This is a genomic window from Novosphingobium sp. BL-S-21 (assembly GCF_055521655.1).
The window spans coordinates 479,391-497,552 of record NZ_CM145495.1 but is presented as its reverse complement, the minus strand read 5'-3'; the positions used below and the strand labels follow the sequence as shown (position 1 = coordinate 497,552).

Sequence of the window (18,162 nt, the reverse complement as noted above, 5' to 3'; positions counted from 1 at the left end):
TCATGTCACTATTCAATACATCGTATCACTTAGTAATACAATAAGTGAGCGATGCAAGGAGAGTGTTGCATGACCAGGCCTCACGCATTCACCGTCAGCCCCCTTGGCGAGGATCTTCCTTTCGGCATCCGGATCGGCGCCCTCACGCTCGCCATGCTGGAGGATGCCGATACCCGCCAGCAGATAGACGCCCTGTTCGTCGAGCATGGCATGATCGTGTTCGAGGACGTGGAACAGAGCGACGAGATGCAACTGGCGATCAGCAGCTGCTTCGGCCCGCTCAAGGAGCATCCGGTCAAGGCGGTCAGCCGCGTCGATTCCAGCCGCCTTCCCGGCGTGATCGAAATTCGCAGCCGCCGCGGGCAGGGCATTGTCGAAGTCGACGGCAAGCAGCTCTCGCACTGGCTGCCGTGGCACTTCGACCATTGCTACAACGACGAGCTGAACCGTGCGGGCGTGCTGCGTTCCGTCGAGCGGGTGGAAGAAGGCGGCATCACCGGCTTCCTCGACGGCGTGGCACTATACCGCATGTTTCCCGAGGACTTGCGCGCGCGGATCGAGGGCACGGAAGTGGTCTACAAGCTCTCCACCCAGTACGACCGGCTCAAGTTCGGCAAGCCGGCCCGATATCGCATGATCGAACCCAAGCCGATCCCCGCATCCTTCGACGAGCAGGTGGCCAGGATGTCGCGGGCGATCCACCCTTCGGTCTGGACGCGCGCCAGCGGCGAGAAAGTGCTCCATGTCTCGGCCTATATGGCCGAGGGCCTGGTCGGCAACGAGACGCCCGAGGGCGATGCCCTGCTGGAAGCGGTCTGCCAGGAAATCAACCGCCTGGGCGGCGCCTGCAGCTACCATCACAAGTGGCGCGAGGGTGACATGGTGATCTGGGACAACACGCGGATGCTGCACTGCGTTTCAGGCAATAACCCGGACGAGGAGCGCCTGATGTATCGCACCACCATCGCCGGCGATTATCGCCTCGGCCGCTGGGAAACGACGCCGGTGGAACAGAATTCCGCCGACGCCATGGCCTGACGGCGAAACAGCGAAGAAGCGGGAGAGCATCGGTGGCCAGAATCGACGTGGACGGGCTCATGCTGGACTACGAGCTGCTCGGCGAGGAAGGCGCGCCTCCCTTGGTCATCACGCCGGGCGGGCGCTACGCACGCGACACGGCCGGCGTACCCGAACTGGGGTCGGAGCTGGCGCAGGCCGGCTACCGGGTGCTGCTCTGGGACCGTCCCGGTTGCGGCGCATCCGACATCGCCTTCACCGCGCCTTCCGAATCCGTGATGAACGCGCAGGCGCTGGTCGGGCTGGTCGAGGCGCTGGGGCTCAGGGACATCCGCATGGCGGGTGGTTCTGCGGGTTCGCGGATAACGCTGATGGCGGCGGCGCGCATGCCGCAGAACGTCCGCAAGATCGCGATCTGGTGGCTCAGCGGCGGCCCGGTGGGGCTGGCCGGGCTCGCCTGGTTCTATTGCGGAGACCAGATCGCCGCCGCCTCGAAAGGCGGGATGAAAGCAGTGGCGGCGCTGCCGAGCTGGGCCGACCAGACCGCGCGCAATCCCCGGATCCGCGACATCCTCCTGGCGCAGGATGCGGAAGCCTATATCGATACCATGCAGCGCTGGGGCAAGGCATTCGCCTATAGCGACGAGACTCCGATACCGGGCATGGCGCCTGCGGACTTCGCGGCGCTGACGATGCCGGTCATGACCTTCCGCTCAGGGCAAAGCGACATGGCCCACACGCGGCGCACCTCCGAATGGGTGCACGAGCTGCTGCCTTGCTCTTCGCTGGTGGAGCCACCGTGGAGCGATCAGGAGTGGAACGACGTCTCCACCTTCCCGATCGACACCGCAAAGCGCCGCGGCCGCTTCGAACGCTGGCCGCTGCTTACACCGATGCTGACGGAATTCTTCCGGGACTGACCGGGCCGCCCTCCGCCCCCAATACGTGATCGAGCGCAGTCCCCAGATCCGCCTTCGACCAGAGCGTCAGCAACACGGTGTAGATGTGCAGGACGGTGCGGAGGCCCTCCTCTTCCGCCACCAGGGGGTCGTGCGGGCCCAGGATCGGCGCCCCGCCGGGCAGCCGCCGCCGCAGCACCTTGTGGAGAGCCAGCACCCGCGCCGCGCCCATGACCCCGATGTGGACGAAGAAGTGGCGCTTCAGTTCCTCGGCGTCGATCCCAGCGCCGCCCTGCGCGCGGTATTCCTGCAGGAACAGCATGAGCAGCGCGTCGAGATCGTTCTCCAACATCCCCGCATGGGTGGCGCTCAGACAGCCCCATAACGCGGATCCGAAGGTGATCTGCGCGACCCCGCCCCAATCCAACAACCCGCAATGAAGAACCTGCCGATCGTCGCGCCAGAACCAGGCATTGTCGATATGGGCATTCCAGTGGCAGAGGGCGATCAGGTCCCGGTTGCCGAGCAGATAGGCCGCGAGCCTTTCGCGGTTTTCCCCGATGCGCAGGACATCGCGCAGGACGCGGTCGTAGAATTCGGGCGCCCGTAGCGCCGGCGGCAGAAGCTGCGGCAGGTCCGCCGCGAACTGGCGGCATCCCTCCACTGTCCTGCGCAGCGCTGCCGCGTCGCCGGTCACGCGCTCGACGCCGGCGCCAGCGGGATCGAAGGGGAAGCGCTGCTCCATATCCGCGGTCAACCGCCCGGCCTTGTGCGCAGCGGCGAGGCGCGCGAGCGCGGCGATCAAGGCGCGATAATAGGGCAGCGGATCGTCGATCTCGTGATCCCGGCATTTCTCGCGCTGCGGCTCGATGTCGTCCCGGCCGAAAGCCACGCGCGCGGTGATGAGCAGGCCGGTGCCGCTGGCATGGTCGAAGTCACCGAAATAGGCCCTCGGCACATGAATGGGAAAACCCGGCGTGCGCGAGACGGATGCGAAGCGCGCCTCGCTTTCCATCTCGTGGCGCGCATGATCGCGGCCACTGTCGGTGAAATCGCGCGAGAACTTCACGAAGAGATCGCGCTGCAACCCCGGCTCCTCCAGCGCATAGGCCACTGACAGGAACAGCTTGTGCCCGGTGCTGCCACCCGGACAAGGCTCCAGCCGGGTGATCCGGGTGACGCTGTTGGCAGGAGAAATCGAACCGAAGGCGTGAAAGGCCCGCGTGAGGAACGCCGCGCCGCCAAGACGCAGCGCCGCCTCGTGCGCCGGCATGAGGACGCCGGTGTCGTCCCCCCGCGCATGGCCGGTCGCCTCGACCGCGCCGCTGACGGCGCCAATTTCCGCTTCGCCCATGCGGTCAGGCCGTCGGCGGCAGACGGTCGAGGCGGAAGTCGCAATGGGCGGCGGTCTGCTGCAGTTCGATCACATTGCCCTCGGGGTCGCGGCCATAGACCGATTTGACATGCCCCATGTCGATCGGGGCGGGCGCGCCGAACGTCATGCCCAGCGCTTTCAGGCGAACGTATTCGCCTTCGATGTCATGCGTCACGTCGATGCAGAAATGCGTATAGCCCCTGTCCTGCGGGGAAAGCGGCTCGGTGCGACCCGGCGGCGCCTGGAACTCGAACAGCTCGACATAGCAGTTCCCCGTCCGCAGCATGGCCCCTCGCGCCGCAGAGCCAGGCACGTCGATCAGAGCGTCCAGCACCGGCTCTTCCTTCCAGGCGAAGGGCTCGCCCACGAGTTCGAAACCGAAGGCATCGCGGTAGAACGCGATCATCCGTTCGAGATCGCGGACGTGGACGGAAACGTGGTGAATTCCTCGGATCATGGCTGCCTCTTGCGGGTCCTGCGTCCCGTCGATTGCCCCAGCCCCCGCCCCGGAACAACCGTGTCGCCGCGTGCTGGCGCGGGCAGACAAGTCGCGGTGCATGTCCCGTCATCGGGCAGCGAGGCGCCAGCCGGTAAAGGATGATCCGGTAAGCCGATGGAGAAAGGTCATCCAATGGGCAGCACAGTGATTCAGGGCGCCAGCATCTGGGATGGCACCGGCGCCGATCCGTTCACCGGAGACGTGCTGATAGAAGGCAACCGTATCCGCGCCGTCCTGCGCGGCGGCGGACCGTGCCCGCCGGGAGCGGAAATCGTCGATGCTTCCGCCCTGTTCCTCATGCCTGGCATGACCGAGGGCCATACGCATCTTTCCTTCGAGAACGTGACGCGCACGGAGGATCTCATCACCCCCTCGCCGGAGCGGCAGGTCTTCACTGCCGCACGCGGCGCCAAGGCCCTGATCGATGCGGGTTTCACCAGCGCCTATGGCGCTTCGGAAGCGAAGCTGCGGCTTGCCGTGGCGGTGCGTGACGAGGTCGAGGCCGGGCGGCTTCCCGGCCCCCGCATCCGCGCGGGCGGACTGGAGATCAGCGTCACCGGGGCAATGGGCGACGAGGGCAAGGAACACGATCCCCGCATCGGCCCTGCCACGATCGTCGACGGTGTAGAGGAAATGCGCCGCGCCGTGCGCCTCCATTGCCGCGAGGGCGTGGACAATGTGAAGCTCGATGTCTCCGGCGATCCCTTCTATCCCTCCACGCCCGCCCACACCACGCCGATGACGTTCGAGGAGATCCGCGTCGCGGTGGAGACGGCGCATGCCTACGGCCGCAAGATCAACGCCCACACGCGCTCGATCGCCGGCTCCAAGGCCTGCCTGCGCGCCGGGGTCGATGCCCTGTTCCACTGCGAATATGCCGACGAGGAACTGCTGGACATGATGGAGGAGGCCCGCGACCGGATGTTCGTGGTGCCCACGGTCGGGCTGTTCCACCAGATCCTCAAGGGCGAAGCCTCCGCATTCGGCCTCACGCCCGAAGTCGGCGGATATATGAACATTCCCGAGCTGATGGAAAACTCCATCCGCACGCACACGGAACTGCGCAAGCGCGGCGTGCGCCACCTGATCGGCGGCGATTACGGCTTCGGCTGGAGCAAGCAGGGCGAACAGGCGCGGGACCTGCAGTTCTTCGTCGAATACTACGGCTATAGCCCCGCCGCTGCGCTGGTCTGCGCCACCCGCAACGGCGGGCTGGCGATGAGGGCACAAGGCGATCTCGGCACCCTGACCGAAGGGGCGCTGGCCGACCTGATCCTGGTCGACGGCGATCCATTGGCGGACGTCTCCGTGCTGACGGAAACCGCCAGGCTCGTCCTGATCATGAAGGACGGCCAGATGCACAAGAACGACAGCGGCGCCCGCGCGAAAGCATCGCCCGCCGGCCGCAAGGTGGAGAAAGTGGGATGAAGCCTGAGCCAGACACTCTCGCGCTTGGCGAAGCGCGCTGCCCTGCGGAAAGCACGCAGGACATCATCGCCCGCGACCGGGTTCCCGCCCCGGACTGGGCGACCTCGCAATCCTACGAATACCTGGGCAGCCAGGACATATCGAAGGATCGCTACGTCGATCCCGCGTTCCAGAAACAGGAATTCGACAAGCTCTGGACCCGCACCTGGCAGATGGCCTGCCGCGAGGAGCACATTCCCGAAGTGGGCGACTATTACGTCTACGACATCGGACCCTACAGCTTCATCGTCACCCGCGTGGCCGAGAACGAGATCAAGGCGCATTTCAACGCCTGCCTTCATCGCGGCACCAAGCTGAAACCGTCGAACACCCTGGGCAGCGGCAACCAGATCAAGTGCCCGTTCCACGGCTGGAGCTGGAACCTCGACGGCACCAACCGGCACATCCCCTGCCAGTGGGACTTCGCCCATGTCGACCCGGAGCGGATGCGCCTGCCCGATGCCCGGGTGGAGCGCCTGGGAGGCTTCGTGTTCATCAACATGGACCCCGACGCGCCGACGCTGGCGACATATTTCGGCCCAGAAATCATGAAGCATTTCGAGGCCTGGAAGCTGGAAGACCGGTACATCTATCTCCACGTCCAGAAGAGCTATCCGGCGAACTGGAAGCTGACGGTGGAAGCCTTCCAGGAGGCTTACCATGTGCTCGACACCCATCCCCAGGTCGCCCCGGCCAACGGCGACGTGAATTCGCAGTACGACGTCTATGGGCAGCATGTGAACCGGTTCATCTCCACGCTCGGCGTGGTCAGCCCGAACCTGGCCGGCAAGTACAGCGAACAGGACATCATCGACAATTTCACGCTGGGAGACAGCTCCGCGCTGGGCGGCAGCAAGCCGCAGCTGGCCCCGGGCGAGCGCGCGCGGCAGGTCATGGCGGACATGTTCCGCGCCATGTTCGAAAAGGCCGCCGATGCCGACCTCAGCCAGGTTTCCGACACCGAGCTGCTCGACACTTATTCCTATACGATGTTCCCCAACCTCTACGTCTTCCCCGGCATTTCCCTGCCCATGCTCTACCGCTTCCGGCCCGACGCCCGCGACCATCGCCGCTGCATCTACGAGGTCATGTTCATGCGGCCGATCCCCCGCGGCGGACACCGCCCGGAAACCGCGGAAGTGCAGATCCTGGACGACGACCAGTCCTTCGCCGAAGCCGAAGGGATGGACCCCGGCTTCGGCCGCATCCTCGACCAGGATACCGACAATCTCCATGCCCAGCAGGAGGGCCTGGAAGCCAGCGCCAAGCCCGGCATAACGCTTGCCAACTATCAGGAAATCCGCATCCGTCACTTCGAGGCCGCCGTGGACAGGTACATGGCGATGGAGCCGTTCAGGCCCCAATGGTAATGCAGGAAAGCGCGCAGCAGCCCAGGGGAACCGAGACACCGGGGCCTTGCCCGAAGGAATCTGTGTGACCAAGTCCGTCGCCGCCTTGCAGGACCGGTTCGAGCAGACCTCGGGGCAAGTGTTCCTGACATCGATGCAGGCGCTCGTGCGCCTGCCGCTCGACATGGCGCGGCGGGACCGGGCGGCCGGGCGCGACACGGCAGGCTATGTCACCGGCTATCGCGGATCGCCGATCACGACGCTCGACGCGCAATTGTGGTCGGCCAAGGCCTTGCTCGACGCGCACCGGATCCACTTCGAGCCCGGCCTGAACGAGGAACTGGCCGCCACCAGCCTGCGCGGAACCCAGCAAGTGGACTGGTTCGGCAAGCCGCGCTTCGATGGCGTGTTCGCCCTCTGGTACGCCAAGGGCCTTGGCGTCGACCGCGCCTGCGAAGCGCTGAAACTGGCAAACTTCGAAGGCACCCACGCAAACGGCGGCGTGCTGGTGGTTGCGGGGGACGATCATGCGGCCAAGTCCTCGGCTTCCGCACACCAGTCCGAACACACGCTGATCGCCGGATTCCTGCCGATCCTGGCCCCTTCCACCACCGACGAGATCATCGCCTATGGCCTGCTCGGCTGGGAGATGTCGCGGTTCAGCGGCCTCTACGTCAGCCTCAAGGCCGTCACCGATACGCTGGACCTGACCTCCTCGGTCATCCTGCCCGATCTGCGGATCGTGCGTCCCGACCGTCCGGCAGGGGTGGATCTCAACATCCGCCGCAGCCTGCCGCCGCTGACGCAGGAATCGCTGGTGGTGAACGAGCGCCTGCCTGCGGCCGTCCAGTTTGCGCGCGCAAACGGCCTCAACCGGGTGCTCATCGCGCCCGAGCGGCGCAACCTGGTGATTTTGACCGCGGGCAAGCCCTATCTCGACGTCTGCGAAGCCTTGCTGGCGCTTGGCCTCGACGCAGCCCGATGCCAGGCCCTCGGCATCGCGCTGGTCAAGCTGGGCATGACCTGGCCGATGGACGAGGCGTTCCTGCGCAGCGCCTGCGCCGGGGCGCGCGAGATCCTGGTGGTGGAAGAGAAGCGCCCGGTGATTGAGGAGCAGCTGGCCGCCGCCCTCTTCGCCATGCCCGGCCCGCGTCCCCTCCTTCTCGGCAAGCGGGACGAGCATGGCCGCGCGCTGCTGCCGCTCGACAATGTCCTGGATGCGGGACTGGTGCGACGCGTCCTCGTTTCGCGGCTGGCGGGGCTCGGCGTTCTCGATGGGGCCGCCCGCGACGCCGCCGAGCGGCTTGCCACGCTGGAAGCGGCAGCGGCGGAGCCAGCCCGAGCGGTTCGCCCGGCCTACTTCTGTTCGGGCTGTCCCCATAACACCAGCACCCATGTGCCCGAGGGCAGCCTGGCGATGGGCGCAACGGGCTGTCACGGCCTGGCCGCCTTTATGCCCGAGCGCCGCACGATGAATGTGGTCGGCATGGGCGCCGAGGGACTGCCCTGGCTGGGCGCCCAGCATTTCACCGAGACCGGGCATGTCTTCTCGAACATGGGCGACGGCACTTATACGCACTCGGGCATATTGGCGATCCGGGCAGCGCTGTCCGCCTCGGCGAACGTGACGTTCAAGATCCTCTACAACGATGCCGTGGCGATGACCGGGGGCCAGCCGCTGGAAGGCAATATCCAGCCGGAGCAGATCGCCGCCGAATTGATCGCGGAAGGCGTCGATCCGGTGGTCCTGGTCTCGGACCGGCCCGAGCACTGGCGCGGCAAGCTCCCGGCGCAAGTCCGCGTGCTCGATCGCGACCGGCTGGACACGGTCCAGCGCGACCTGCGCACGGTGCCCGGCGTCTCCGCCATCCTCTACGAACAGACCTGCGCCAACGAGAAACGCCGCCGCCGCAAGCGGGGCGATGCGCCCGATCCGGACATGCGGCTCTACATCAACCCCGCCGTCTGCGAAGGCTGCGGCGATTGTTCGCGCCAGTCCAACTGCGTCAGCATCACCCCGCTTGAAACCGCCTTCGGGCGCAAGCGCGCCATCGATCAGTCCGGGTGCAACAAGGACTACAGCTGCGTCAAAGGCTTCTGCCCCTCGTTCGTTTCCGTGCGCGGCGCCCGGGTCGCGCGGCGCGGCGCCGATATGGGCGCACTGGAACCGCTGATCGCAAGCCTGCCCGAACCGGCGCTCGCCGCTGTCTTGGATAGCTATGCCATGCTGGTGACGGGGATCGGCGGCACCGGCGTGCTGACGGTGGGCGCTGTGCTGGGCATGGCCGCGCATATCGAGGGCAAGGCGGCCAAAGTGCTCGACATGACGGGCATGGCGCAAAAAGGCGGCGGGGTGATGAGCCACATCCGCTTCGCCGCGGATCCTGCGCGCATTCCGAGCGCCCGACTGGGCACCGGCCAGGCCGACCTGCTGCTCGCCTGCGACCTCGTGGTCGCCTCTGCCCCCGATGTCGTCAGAACCTTGCGACCGGACAGTCGGGTGGTTGCGAATGTGGATGTCGTGCCGACCGGCGAATTCCAGACCCGCAGGGACATGGACTTGCGCGCCGCCACCTTCTTGCCTGCCATCGCCGCACAGGTCGGGGAGGGAAACGTCGCATCGGTACGCGCGCTCGCCCTTGCGGCCCGGTTGATGGGCGACACGATCTTCACCAACCTGCTGATGGTCGGCTTCGCCGCGCAGAAAGGGCTTCTGCCGGTGAGCGTGAGCGCCATTGCCGAGGCGGTGCGGCTGAACGGCACCGCCGTGGAGGCCAACTTGCGCGCGCTGGCGCTGGGCCGGATCGCTGCGGCGTTCCCCGAGGAACTGGAACCCGTCGCCAGGCTCGATCCGGTTTCGCCCATGCCCGCCGATCTGGAGACCCTGACGGAAAGCCGCAGCCGCCACCTCGCCGCCTATCAGGACGAGGCCCTGGCGGCAGACTATCGCGCGTTCCTGCATGACATCGCCGGGCGGCTGGCGGCGCGCGGGATCGCCGATCCGCAGCCGTTTCTCATGGCCGCGGGAGAGCAGCTTGCCCGCCTGATGTCGTACAAGGACGAGTACGAAGTGGCACGGCTCTACACCGCGCCGGCGTTCCGGGCCGGCCTCGCCGCGCAGTTCGACGGCGACTACCGGCTAGAGGTCAACCTGGCCCCGCCCCTCCTCGCCTTTCGCAAGGATGCGAAAACAGGAAGGCCGCGCAAGATCGCGATGGGGCGCTGGATCTTCCCCCTCTTCGCGCTGCTCGCCCGCATGAAAAGCCTGCGCGGCACCCGGCTCGACCCTTTCGGCATGACTGCGGAGCGCCGCATGGAGCGGGCGCTGATCGGCGAATATCGCGCGCTGATTAGCTCGCTGGCCGATCGCATGACCGAGGACGGGCTCACTGCCGCGACCGAAATCGCCACATCGGCAGCACTCGTCTGCGGGTTCGGGCCGGTGAAGATGGCCGGTGTCGCTGCCTATCGCGAACAGCTCGGCCCCTTGCTGGAACGGTTCGATGCCATCGCCACCGGCGCGGCGCCGAGACAGGCGGCGGCCTGACCGCTCAATAGCCGTTAGGCGCCACTTCGACGCGCAGCCCGTCCAGCTCTTCCCGCAAGCGGATCTGGCAGGAGAGCCGGCTGTTCGGCTTCTGGAATTCCGAAACGAGGTCGAGCATTTCCGCCTCGATCGCATCGGCACCGCCGACTTTCTCCATCCAGGCATCGTCGACATAGACATGACAGGTCGCGCAGGCGCAGGCGCCCCCGCAGTCGGCCAGAATGCCGCTCACGCCGTGCGTGCGGCCCACTTCCATCAGGGACTGGGACGGCTCCACGCCCTCGAACTTCCGCTCCGCGCCGCCTTCCTCCACGAATGTCACTGTCACGCCCATCGCCATCACGCCCCTTCGCCCAGAGCCGCGGCACGCGCTGCCATCAGCTCCCTGAAATGATTGACCGGGTCGCCTGCGGATATGCCGCCATCCACGGCGAGCACGGTGCCGGTGATCTGGGCCGATCGGCCGCCCGCGAGGAACAGGACCGCCTGCGCCACGTCTTCGGGCGTACCCTGGCGCTTCAGCGGCTTGTTCGCATCCCACACCGGCTTCATGGCCACCTGGATACGCGCGGCCGCCTCTGGCGATGCGCCCGGGGGCGCGAAGGCATTGAGATCGGTGGGAATATGACCGGGGGCCAGGCAGTTCACCCGGATGCCATATTGCGCCAGATCGATCGCCATGGACTTGCTGGCATGGATCGCGGCCACTTTCGAGGTGCGATAGGCGAGCATGGCCAGACCCGGAATGAGCCCGGCGATGGACGTGTTGTTGATGATAGATCCGCCGCCGTTCCTGGCCATGTGCCGCGCGGCGCGCTGCGTCCCCAGGATCACCCCCAGCACGTTGACGCGCATCACCTGTTCGAAATCCGCAAGATCGTCGTCGAGGAAATCGGCGCTCGGCCTGCACGAGACGCCGGCATTGTTGAACATCACGTCCAGGGCGCCGAAGCGGTCGACGGCCGCCGCCACCAGCGCGTCGATGTCCTCAGTCCGGCCGACATCCGCCTTTCGGAAGATCGCGGCCTCCCCCAGAGCTAGGGCGGCGGCCTGTCCGGCCTCCTCGTCGATATCGCCGATCACCACCCTTGCGCCTTCGGCCACGAACAGCGCGGCGGTCGCGCGGCCGATGCCCCGCGCCGCGCCGGTGATCACGGCGACTTTTCCTGCCAGCTCCTGACCCAAGTGCCGCTCCCTCATGCCCGCTTGGAGAAGGCGATCGGCAGGCACTCGATCGAATGCGTGGCGACCGTGGGCAGGTACTTCAGGTCCCCCGCCGGAACGGTCAGCCTGAAATCCTCCATGCGCCGGATCACCTCGCGCGCCGCCACCCGGATCTCCATGCGCGCCAGCGACAGCCCGATGCAGCGGTGGGGACCGCCTCCGAACGAAACGTGACGGCCCAGGTTGGAACGCTCCATGTCGAACGTGCGCGGACAGGGGAACACGTCCTGCTGGTCATTGGCCGAGGCATACATGAGCAGCAGATGCGCGCCTTCGGGCAGGCTCCTGCCGCCCAGCTCCACCGGCCGCGTGGTCATGCGCGAAAGGCCGCGCACGGGCGGCTCGATCCGCAGAAGCTCCTCGACGAAGCGCGAGAGCAACCGGTCATCGTCGGCCGATTCCTTCAGCAGTTCCGCGACCTGCGGCTGCGTGGCCAGGATGTAGAGCATGTTCGACATCGCCGTCGCCGTCGTTTCGTTGCCCGCGATCATCAACGCGCGCACCAGCGAGACGGCTTCCCCGAAAGCAAGGGTGGGGTTGTCCTCCCCTTCCGCCCGGGCGTGGACGAGATCGGAGATCATGTCCTCGCCCGGGTTCGCCTCACGGTCGCGCATATGGGCGATCAGGAAGTTCTGGAGGTCGCAGATGTCCCTGGCATTGGCGATCATCTGCTCGCGGTTCTGCATGCGGCCGATCTGCTGAGTCACGGCGATGGACCAGCGCTGGATCTTGTCCGCGTCGTAGACGTCGATGCCCAACTGCTCGCAGATGACGCGGATGGTGACCGGCACTGCGAAGTCCTTCACACCGTCGCACTCTCCCCGATCGATGAAGCCCTCGATCGTCTCGCGCACGATGGTCTCGATCAGGGGTTCCAGCTGCCGGACGCGGTGGGCCGAAAAGGCATTGTCCATCAGCTTGCGGATGCGCGTGTGGTAAGGCGGGTCGGACATGATGGCGTCGGGGAAATAGCCCTGCCCGTCGCGTTCCAGGATCTGCTGGAACTCCTCGAAGAAACCGGCCGCATATTGCGCCTTGTAGCCATGCTCGACCGAATAAGTGATCGGATCGCGCTGGACGGTCTGGATGTCCTCATAGCGCGAGACCAGGTACATCCGCAGCTTCTCGTCGTAATGGACGGGATCGAGCGCCCGCATCGCATCGTAATAGGCAGTGGGCTGGGCCGAGATGGCCGGATCCGTCAGCGAGGCACTGCCGAGAAGCGCCGATCCCTGCGCCGCGGGGCATTGTCCCGCCTCACGGGGCGCGGGGCCGGTGACCTGAGTTTCAGCAGCAGCCATGTCGTATCTCCGCTTTTCAGAGGCTTGCAGCGGCACCGGCCGCCTGCGGAAGCACGCGGTCCGCGACGAGCGCCTCGGTTGCCAGGAACTTGGTGGTCGTCCAGCCGCCGTCCACGGCGATGGATTGCCCGTTGATGTAACTGCCCTCCGGCGAGGCCAGGAAGAACACCGCATTCGCCACGTCCTGAACCGTGCCCTCGCGGTCGAACGGGGTCATTTCCTGGTTGAGGCGCCGGAATCCCTGCAGGTCCCAGTGGTCGCGGGTCATGTCGGTCTTGATGACGCCGGGCGCCACCAGGTTCGAGCGGATGCCCTGCGGTCCGTACTGGGCGGCCAGCGTCTGCGTCAGCCCCACCAGCGCCGCCTTGACGGCACAGTAGATGCCTCCGTCCAAGCCGCCGATCAGGCCGAAGGTCGAGCCCACCGTGACGATCGAGGAGCCGCGCCCAAGGGCGGGCACGGCCTCTCGGCAGAAACGGAACGTGGCCTTGAGGCTGATGTCGATCACTTCGTCCATCGCTGCGTCGTCGGTCTGGTGGACCGGCGCCCAGCGGCCGGAACCGGCGTTGTTGACCAGGCAGTCGAGCCGGCCGAACCTGTCGAGCGCGAAACGGACGGCACGAGCGGCGCTAGCGGGCTCGGCCACGTCGAGCGAGAGGGCCTCCACTTGCGTCAGGTGCGACAGGCCGCGCGCCAGCGCATCCAGCTTTTCCTGCCGCCGCGCCACGGCGACGATCCGGTAGCCCGCCGCCGCGAAACGATGCGCAATCGCCTCGCCGATGCCGGCGCTGGCGCCGGTGATCAACACGACCGGCGCGGATGCCGGATGATGCCCCGAACCCTTGCCCAAGCCCGCTTGCTCCCTCATCCGCCATCCTGCTCCGTGCTTCCGGTTTTCGGACGCAGCGCCTGCCTGCAAGGGCTTGGGCCACGTCCCCGGTGCCGCCACTTAGCCCGAGGGAAGAAGACATCGCCAAGGCAAAACGTGCCTTCGCAGAGCGCTGACAGGCCTGAGCAATTGCCATGGCAGTTTCCGGCAAGGCCCATCGATCGCGCGGCGGTATCTCGCCCACAGGCGCTTGCCGTTGCTGATGCAGGCATAGCGGATCACTCTGGGGCAACTTAGAGTCGAACCGAACTGGGGAAGGTTCCGGCAAGGACAACTTGCGGAAAATGCCAAGCGGGGAGGACCATCTGAAAACCTATCGCAGCCGCTCGCACGTTTCCGGCACAGGCACGGCCGGTCTCGCTTCGCCGACGGCCATGGCCGTGGCTATGGCAATCACCGCGCTGACGCCTGCGCCGGCCTTCGCGCAGGAGGAGCAGTCGACCGCCACCGCCCCGATCGGTCCCGACGAAAGCGGCGTCATCGTCGTCACGGCGCGACGGCGCGAAGAAAGCCTGGCCGACGTGCCGATCTCGATCACGGCAATCGGAGCCGAGGATCTCGTCTCGCGCGCGGTGGTAACCGATGCCGATCTCCAGCGGACGGTACCCGGCCTGACGATCCGCCAGACGCAGGGCAACAATTCGCTGACCTACTCCCTGCGCGGGCAGAGCGCGGACATCTTCAGCGGCTCGCCCTCGGCAGTCGTCACCTACCTGAACGAAGTGCCCATGCCGGTGAGCGGCGCCGCCACCTTCTTCGACCTGCAATCGGTGCAAGTGCTGAAAGGGCCGCAAGGCACGCTGTTCGGCCGCAACGCAACGGGCGGCGCCGTGCTGTTCACTTCGGCCCGGCCGACCGACAGGTTCGAAGGCTATCTGCGCGGCCGCTACGGCAATTACGACCGCCGCGAAGTCGAAGGCGCGATCAACATTCCGCTGGTGGCGGACAAGGTGCTGCTGCGCGCCGCCTTCAACCTGACATATGCAGACGGATATATCCGCGATCTCTACACAGGCGAGGACCTCGGCAGGGTCAATCGCGAAAGCGGCCGCATCTCCCTGACGCTCAAGCCCACGCCCGACCTCGTCAATACGACGGTGGTGCAATATGCGCGCAGCGGAGGGAACAATACCGGCGCCTCCTATACCTACAGCGTCTACGGCTGCGGAGAGACGAACAACGGCTTTGCCCTGTCGTGTAGCGCGGGCCTGCTGTTCGGCCCTTCGCTGGACGGCGTGCTGGGTCCGGGCGCCTGGGCACGGTACCTTGCCGCGCATCCGAACGCCTATGCTCCGGGCCTGATCGCCTATGTCGAGGAGCAAAGACGTCTCGGCCTCTACAAGACCAACCACCCTGCCGGAGCCGATCATTTCGGCGAGAACTGGAACGTCTCGAACACGACGGAGATCGAGCTGGGCGGGGACTTGCGGCTGCGCAACATCTTCGGCCTGGTGGATTCCTACACGGATTCGCAGCAACCCCAGCTCGGCGCGCCCTTCGCCACCATCCTGACCGCCAATGCTCCCGCAGGCGAGTTCGGAAACGTGGAGGACCTGCGCTCCTATTCGGAGGAACTGCAGCTACAGGGCAAGGCCGCCGACGGCGCGCTGGAATTCATCGTCGGGCTCTATCTCCAGCGGCAGAACACCCGGTCGCTCTACCCGCAGACCTATTTCGATCTCTCCCCCAATCCCGGTTTCCCGACTTATGCGGTCAACCATTTCCGCATCAAGAACCACACCGACGCGCTCTACGCGCAGGGCACTTACGATCTCGGGCGCATCGGTGCGCCGGGCTTCCGGCTGACGGCCGGGCTGCGCTACACGCGCGAGCGGGTCTACGGGGTGCAGCTTGCCGGATCGGACAATTTCGGCCCGCCCCAGCAGAAGCGCACCTACCAGGATCCGAGCTGGGAGGTCGGCCTGGAATACAAGCCCGATGCCGACTGGCTGCTCTATCTCAAGACACGCGGCAGTTTCCGCAGCGGCGGCTACAACGGCACGCTCGATCCGGTTGGCATCGTCACGCTGGGCGGCAGCAACTTCTTCGATTCCGAAACGACACAGGACATAGAGGCCGGCGTCAAGTACGGCGGCCGCGCCTTCGGCCGGCCCGCCTCGCTGAGCCTGGCGCTGTTCAACCAGTGGATCCAGCACGTCCAGCGCGTGGAGTTCCCGGATCCCGACGGCCCTGCAGGTCCCCTTGCCTCCATCGCCTTCACCACCAATGTGCCGGCCGAGCGGGTGCGCGGCATCGAGGCCGAGGGTACGGTGATGCCCATGGAATGGCTGCGCCTCGGCGGCCAGCTGGCCCTGACCGATGCGGACTTCACCCGCAACCAGGTGGAGCTGTTCGGCAGCACCTACTTCTACGGCCCGGTTGGCGACACGCCCAAGGCCTCTGGCACCGGCTGGGCGGAAGTGATCCTGCCGGTGGCGCAGGATGCCGGCGAGATCAGCCTGCGCGGCGAAGTCTATGCGCAGACCGGCCAGTATTTCTCGAATGCCGCGGCCAGCGTCTCGCCGCGCACGAAGCTGCCCGGCTATGCCCTGGTGAACAGCCGCCTTAGTTGGAAGAAGATCATGGGTTCGGACTTTTCCGCGGCGCTCTATGGCGAGAACCTGTTCGGAGAGGACTATTTCGTGGGCGGCATGCAGCTTGCCGTCGCGCTGGGCCACAACGGCGCCGTCGTGGGCAAGCCGCGTACCTACGGGCTGGAGCTGTCCTACGCATTCTGACCGGGCCCACGACCGGGCTTCACGACCAGCCTACTGTCGCCGGGCCCACGAATGAGCTATGGTAGATCACAATGCCGCAAGAGCATTTCGGAGAAGGATAAGCAGATGCCCGTTCTCGCGTTCGACATGACCACGGCGAACCACGAATCCCGACGGTTCGAATTTCGAGGCACGAACAAGGCGGACTACTACGACGGCGATCTGGTGCCCTTGTCGTCGCACAATATCGACGTGCGGATCGAGAAGAGCCTCGCGGGCGAATACACGATCTGCAAGGAAGTTTCGCGCTCGGGCCTCGCGTTCCGGCGCTCCTGGGGCCATATCCGCAACGACAAGACCAACCTGGTGATCTTCTGGTTCCTGCGCCGGGGCCAGATGACCATTTCCCACGCCGGCGGCCGGCACGTCGTGAACGCCGGCGAATGTGCGATCACGCGCTCCACGCGGCCGTTCTACATGGAGCTTGTCCCGCCCGAGAACAGCGAGCTGGAGGTGATGCACGTCGTCGTCCCCTCCCACAAGATCTACGCGGTCCTCAGCGAGAACATCGAAGCGGGCCGGGCCTTCCCGGCCTCCAGCGGCGAACTGGCCCTGACCGACCGCATACTCGAACTGGTGTTCGAACAGGACGACCAGATCGACCAGGACATGGCGGAGCAACTGGTGCAGGCGCTGCTCACCGGCATCAGCAAGACGATCACGCGGCTTTCAGGAAACCCGCCCGCGCGCGAGACAATCTGCGACAAGCGGATCGGCGACATCACCCGCTACATCAACCAGAACTTCGCCAACCCCGATCTCAATGCCCGGATGGTGGCGGACAGCTGCGGCATTTCGCTCCGGTACTTGTGCCATGTGCTGAAGAAGAGCGCGCTTTCGTTCTCCAACCTGATCTGGGACAAGCGCATGACCACCGCGCACGACTGGCTGGGCGACGAGAAGATGCAGCACTATGCCATCAGCGAGATCGCCTATCTGGCCGGGTTCAAGAGCAGCGCGCATTTCAGCCGCATGTTCAAGTCACGCTACGGCCTCGCTCCGCGCGAGTATCGTGGCCATCCGTCCATCCCGGCGTAACGGCAACGGACCAGTCGAGCCTCCGCCGGATGGAGCCTAAGGCATTTCCACCTCGATCCATCCTTCGACAAGGCGAACCGCATAAGTAGCGATGGGGCGTTTTGCCGGCGGGTTTCTGGGCTTTCCGCTTGCCAGATCGAAGCGCGCGCCGTGGATGGGACACGCGATCCAGCCATTGCCCATCCGGCCACACTCCAGCCGCTCCTCCGCGTGGGAGCAGATGTTGGACACCGCGAAGAACCGGCCGCCGACATGGCAGATCAGGATGGACCTGCCTGCCAGGTCGACGGCTTTCTTCCCGCCCGGCGGCAGGTCGTTTTCGTGCAGGGCGCGCAGGAATGTGGGCTCGGTCATAGGATCGCAGGTTCGCTCGCCATGGCTGGGTCGCCTCAGCGCTAGCACGGGCCGGGCCTTGCCCGCTGTGCTGACGTTGCACTCTGTCTTGCCGGACGTTGCAGCCGCTGCGGCACTGCTTGCGGGGCCGGAAATGCGGCCGTAGCGACCGGATGCAGAGGCGGCGCGATCGCGCGATGCTCAGGAGGGGGGACAGGATGCGGCGAAGCCCAAGATCCGCAGGATCCGGTCGCGAGAAGCGCGGCGCCGCCAGGCCAAAGCAGCCCCCCGTGGTAGCCGGCGAAGTCGATCTCGGCCTCGCGCTTTCCATCTACGGCAAGCGGGAGGACGGCTCGCTGGTGGAAATCGGCGATCCCGCCTCGCCGCTGGCCCATCAATCCGCCGCCGGCACCTGGCCGACCGAACAGTGACGAGCGAACAATGAGG

Annotated in this window: 15 protein-coding genes; 8 read left to right on the top strand and 7 right to left on the bottom strand. The window is 66.1% G+C overall.

Going from position 1 to position 18,162, the window contains the following annotated elements; translation table 11 throughout:
- The first annotated feature begins 69 nt into the window (after positions 1-69).
- On the top strand, positions 70-1,038 hold the full coding sequence (locus tag ACZ1J6_RS01910) for a TauD/TfdA dioxygenase family protein (protein ID WP_134094250.1): 969 nt from the start codon (positions 70-72) through the stop codon (positions 1,036-1,038).
- Between the two features lie 32 nt (positions 1,039-1,070).
- Complete coding sequence (locus tag ACZ1J6_RS01905) at positions 1,071-1,937, top strand: alpha/beta fold hydrolase (RefSeq protein ID WP_243841005.1); 867 nt, start codon at positions 1,071-1,073, stop codon at positions 1,935-1,937.
- Here ACZ1J6_RS01905 and ACZ1J6_RS01900 read toward each other — a convergent pair.
- Complete coding sequence (locus tag ACZ1J6_RS01900) at positions 1,903-3,270, bottom strand: hypothetical protein (protein ID WP_134094249.1); 1,368 nt, start codon at positions 3,268-3,270, stop codon at positions 1,903-1,905. The two genes, ACZ1J6_RS01905 and ACZ1J6_RS01900, sit on opposite strands and share 35 nt — an antisense overlap.
- A gap of 4 nt (positions 3,271-3,274) precedes the next feature.
- Entirely contained in the window at positions 3,275-3,748 is a 474-nt protein-coding gene (locus ACZ1J6_RS01895; protein ID WP_134094248.1) for a VOC family protein, read from the bottom strand.
- A gap of 174 nt (positions 3,749-3,922) precedes the next feature.
- Here ACZ1J6_RS01895 and ACZ1J6_RS01890 point away from each other — a divergent pair, with 174 nt between their 5' ends.
- The 3 genes from ACZ1J6_RS01890 to ACZ1J6_RS01880 all read left to right on the top strand — a co-directional run bounded on the left by ACZ1J6_RS01890 (position 3,923) and on the right by ACZ1J6_RS01880 (position 10,153).
- A complete protein-coding gene (locus tag ACZ1J6_RS01890) occupies positions 3,923-5,218 on the top strand; it encodes a metal-dependent hydrolase family protein (RefSeq protein ID WP_134094247.1) in 1,296 nt (431 codons plus the stop codon).
- The gene (locus ACZ1J6_RS01885; protein ID WP_134094246.1) at positions 5,215-6,627 is read left to right on the top strand and encodes an aromatic ring-hydroxylating oxygenase subunit alpha; all 1,413 of its coding nucleotides are present in this window, start codon (positions 5,215-5,217) and stop codon (positions 6,625-6,627) included. The genes ACZ1J6_RS01890 and ACZ1J6_RS01885 overlap by 4 nt, the downstream gene beginning before the upstream one ends.
- A 64-nt stretch (positions 6,628-6,691) precedes the next feature.
- On the top strand, positions 6,692-10,153 hold the full coding sequence (locus ACZ1J6_RS01880; protein ID WP_134094245.1) for an indolepyruvate ferredoxin oxidoreductase family protein: 3,462 nt from the start codon (positions 6,692-6,694) through the stop codon (positions 10,151-10,153).
- A 4-nt stretch (positions 10,154-10,157) separates the two neighbouring features.
- Here ACZ1J6_RS01880 and ACZ1J6_RS01875 read toward each other — a convergent pair whose 3' ends face one another.
- The 4 genes from ACZ1J6_RS01875 to ACZ1J6_RS01860 are packed head-to-tail and all read right to left on the bottom strand — an operon-like array spanning position 10,158 to position 13,546.
- On the bottom strand, positions 10,158-10,487 hold the full coding sequence (locus ACZ1J6_RS01875; protein WP_208324844.1) for a 2Fe-2S iron-sulfur cluster-binding protein: 330 nt from the start codon (positions 10,485-10,487) through the stop codon (positions 10,158-10,160).
- 5 nt (positions 10,488-10,492) lie between these two features.
- Complete coding sequence (locus tag ACZ1J6_RS01870; protein ID WP_134094243.1) at positions 10,493-11,338, bottom strand: SDR family NAD(P)-dependent oxidoreductase; 846 nt, start codon at positions 11,336-11,338, stop codon at positions 10,493-10,495.
- An 11-nt stretch (positions 11,339-11,349) separates the two neighbouring features.
- Positions 11,350-12,678, bottom strand: coding sequence for a cytochrome P450 (locus ACZ1J6_RS01865; protein ID WP_134094242.1), 1,329 nt, complete (start codon positions 12,676-12,678; stop codon positions 11,350-11,352).
- Positions 12,679-12,694: 16 nt separating this feature from the next.
- Positions 12,695-13,546 (bottom strand): SDR family NAD(P)-dependent oxidoreductase, encoded by an 852-nt coding sequence (locus ACZ1J6_RS01860; protein ID WP_134094241.1) that lies wholly within the window; start codon positions 13,544-13,546, stop codon positions 12,695-12,697.
- A gap of 305 nt (positions 13,547-13,851) precedes the next feature.
- Here ACZ1J6_RS01860 and ACZ1J6_RS01855 point away from each other — a divergent pair, with 305 nt between their 5' ends.
- A complete protein-coding gene (locus ACZ1J6_RS01855; RefSeq protein ID WP_134094240.1) occupies positions 13,852-16,305 on the top strand; it encodes a TonB-dependent receptor in 2,454 nt (817 codons plus the stop codon).
- Positions 16,306-16,410: 105 nt separating this feature from the next.
- Complete coding sequence (locus ACZ1J6_RS01850; protein ID WP_165921433.1) at positions 16,411-17,382, top strand: AraC family transcriptional regulator; 972 nt, start codon at positions 16,411-16,413, stop codon at positions 17,380-17,382.
- A gap of 36 nt (positions 17,383-17,418) precedes the next feature.
- On the opposite strand, the gene ACZ1J6_RS01845 is transcribed toward ACZ1J6_RS01850, so the two are convergent.
- A complete protein-coding gene (locus tag ACZ1J6_RS01845; protein ID WP_134094239.1) occupies positions 17,419-17,736 on the bottom strand; it encodes a Rieske (2Fe-2S) protein in 318 nt (105 codons plus the stop codon).
- A 269-nt stretch (positions 17,737-18,005) separates the two neighbouring features.
- On the opposite strand from ACZ1J6_RS01845, the gene ACZ1J6_RS01840 reads away from it, so the two are divergent.
- Positions 18,006-18,146, top strand: coding sequence for a hypothetical protein (locus ACZ1J6_RS01840; protein WP_165921434.1), 141 nt, complete (start codon positions 18,006-18,008; stop codon positions 18,144-18,146).
- Positions 18,147-18,162: the final 16 nt, after the last annotated feature.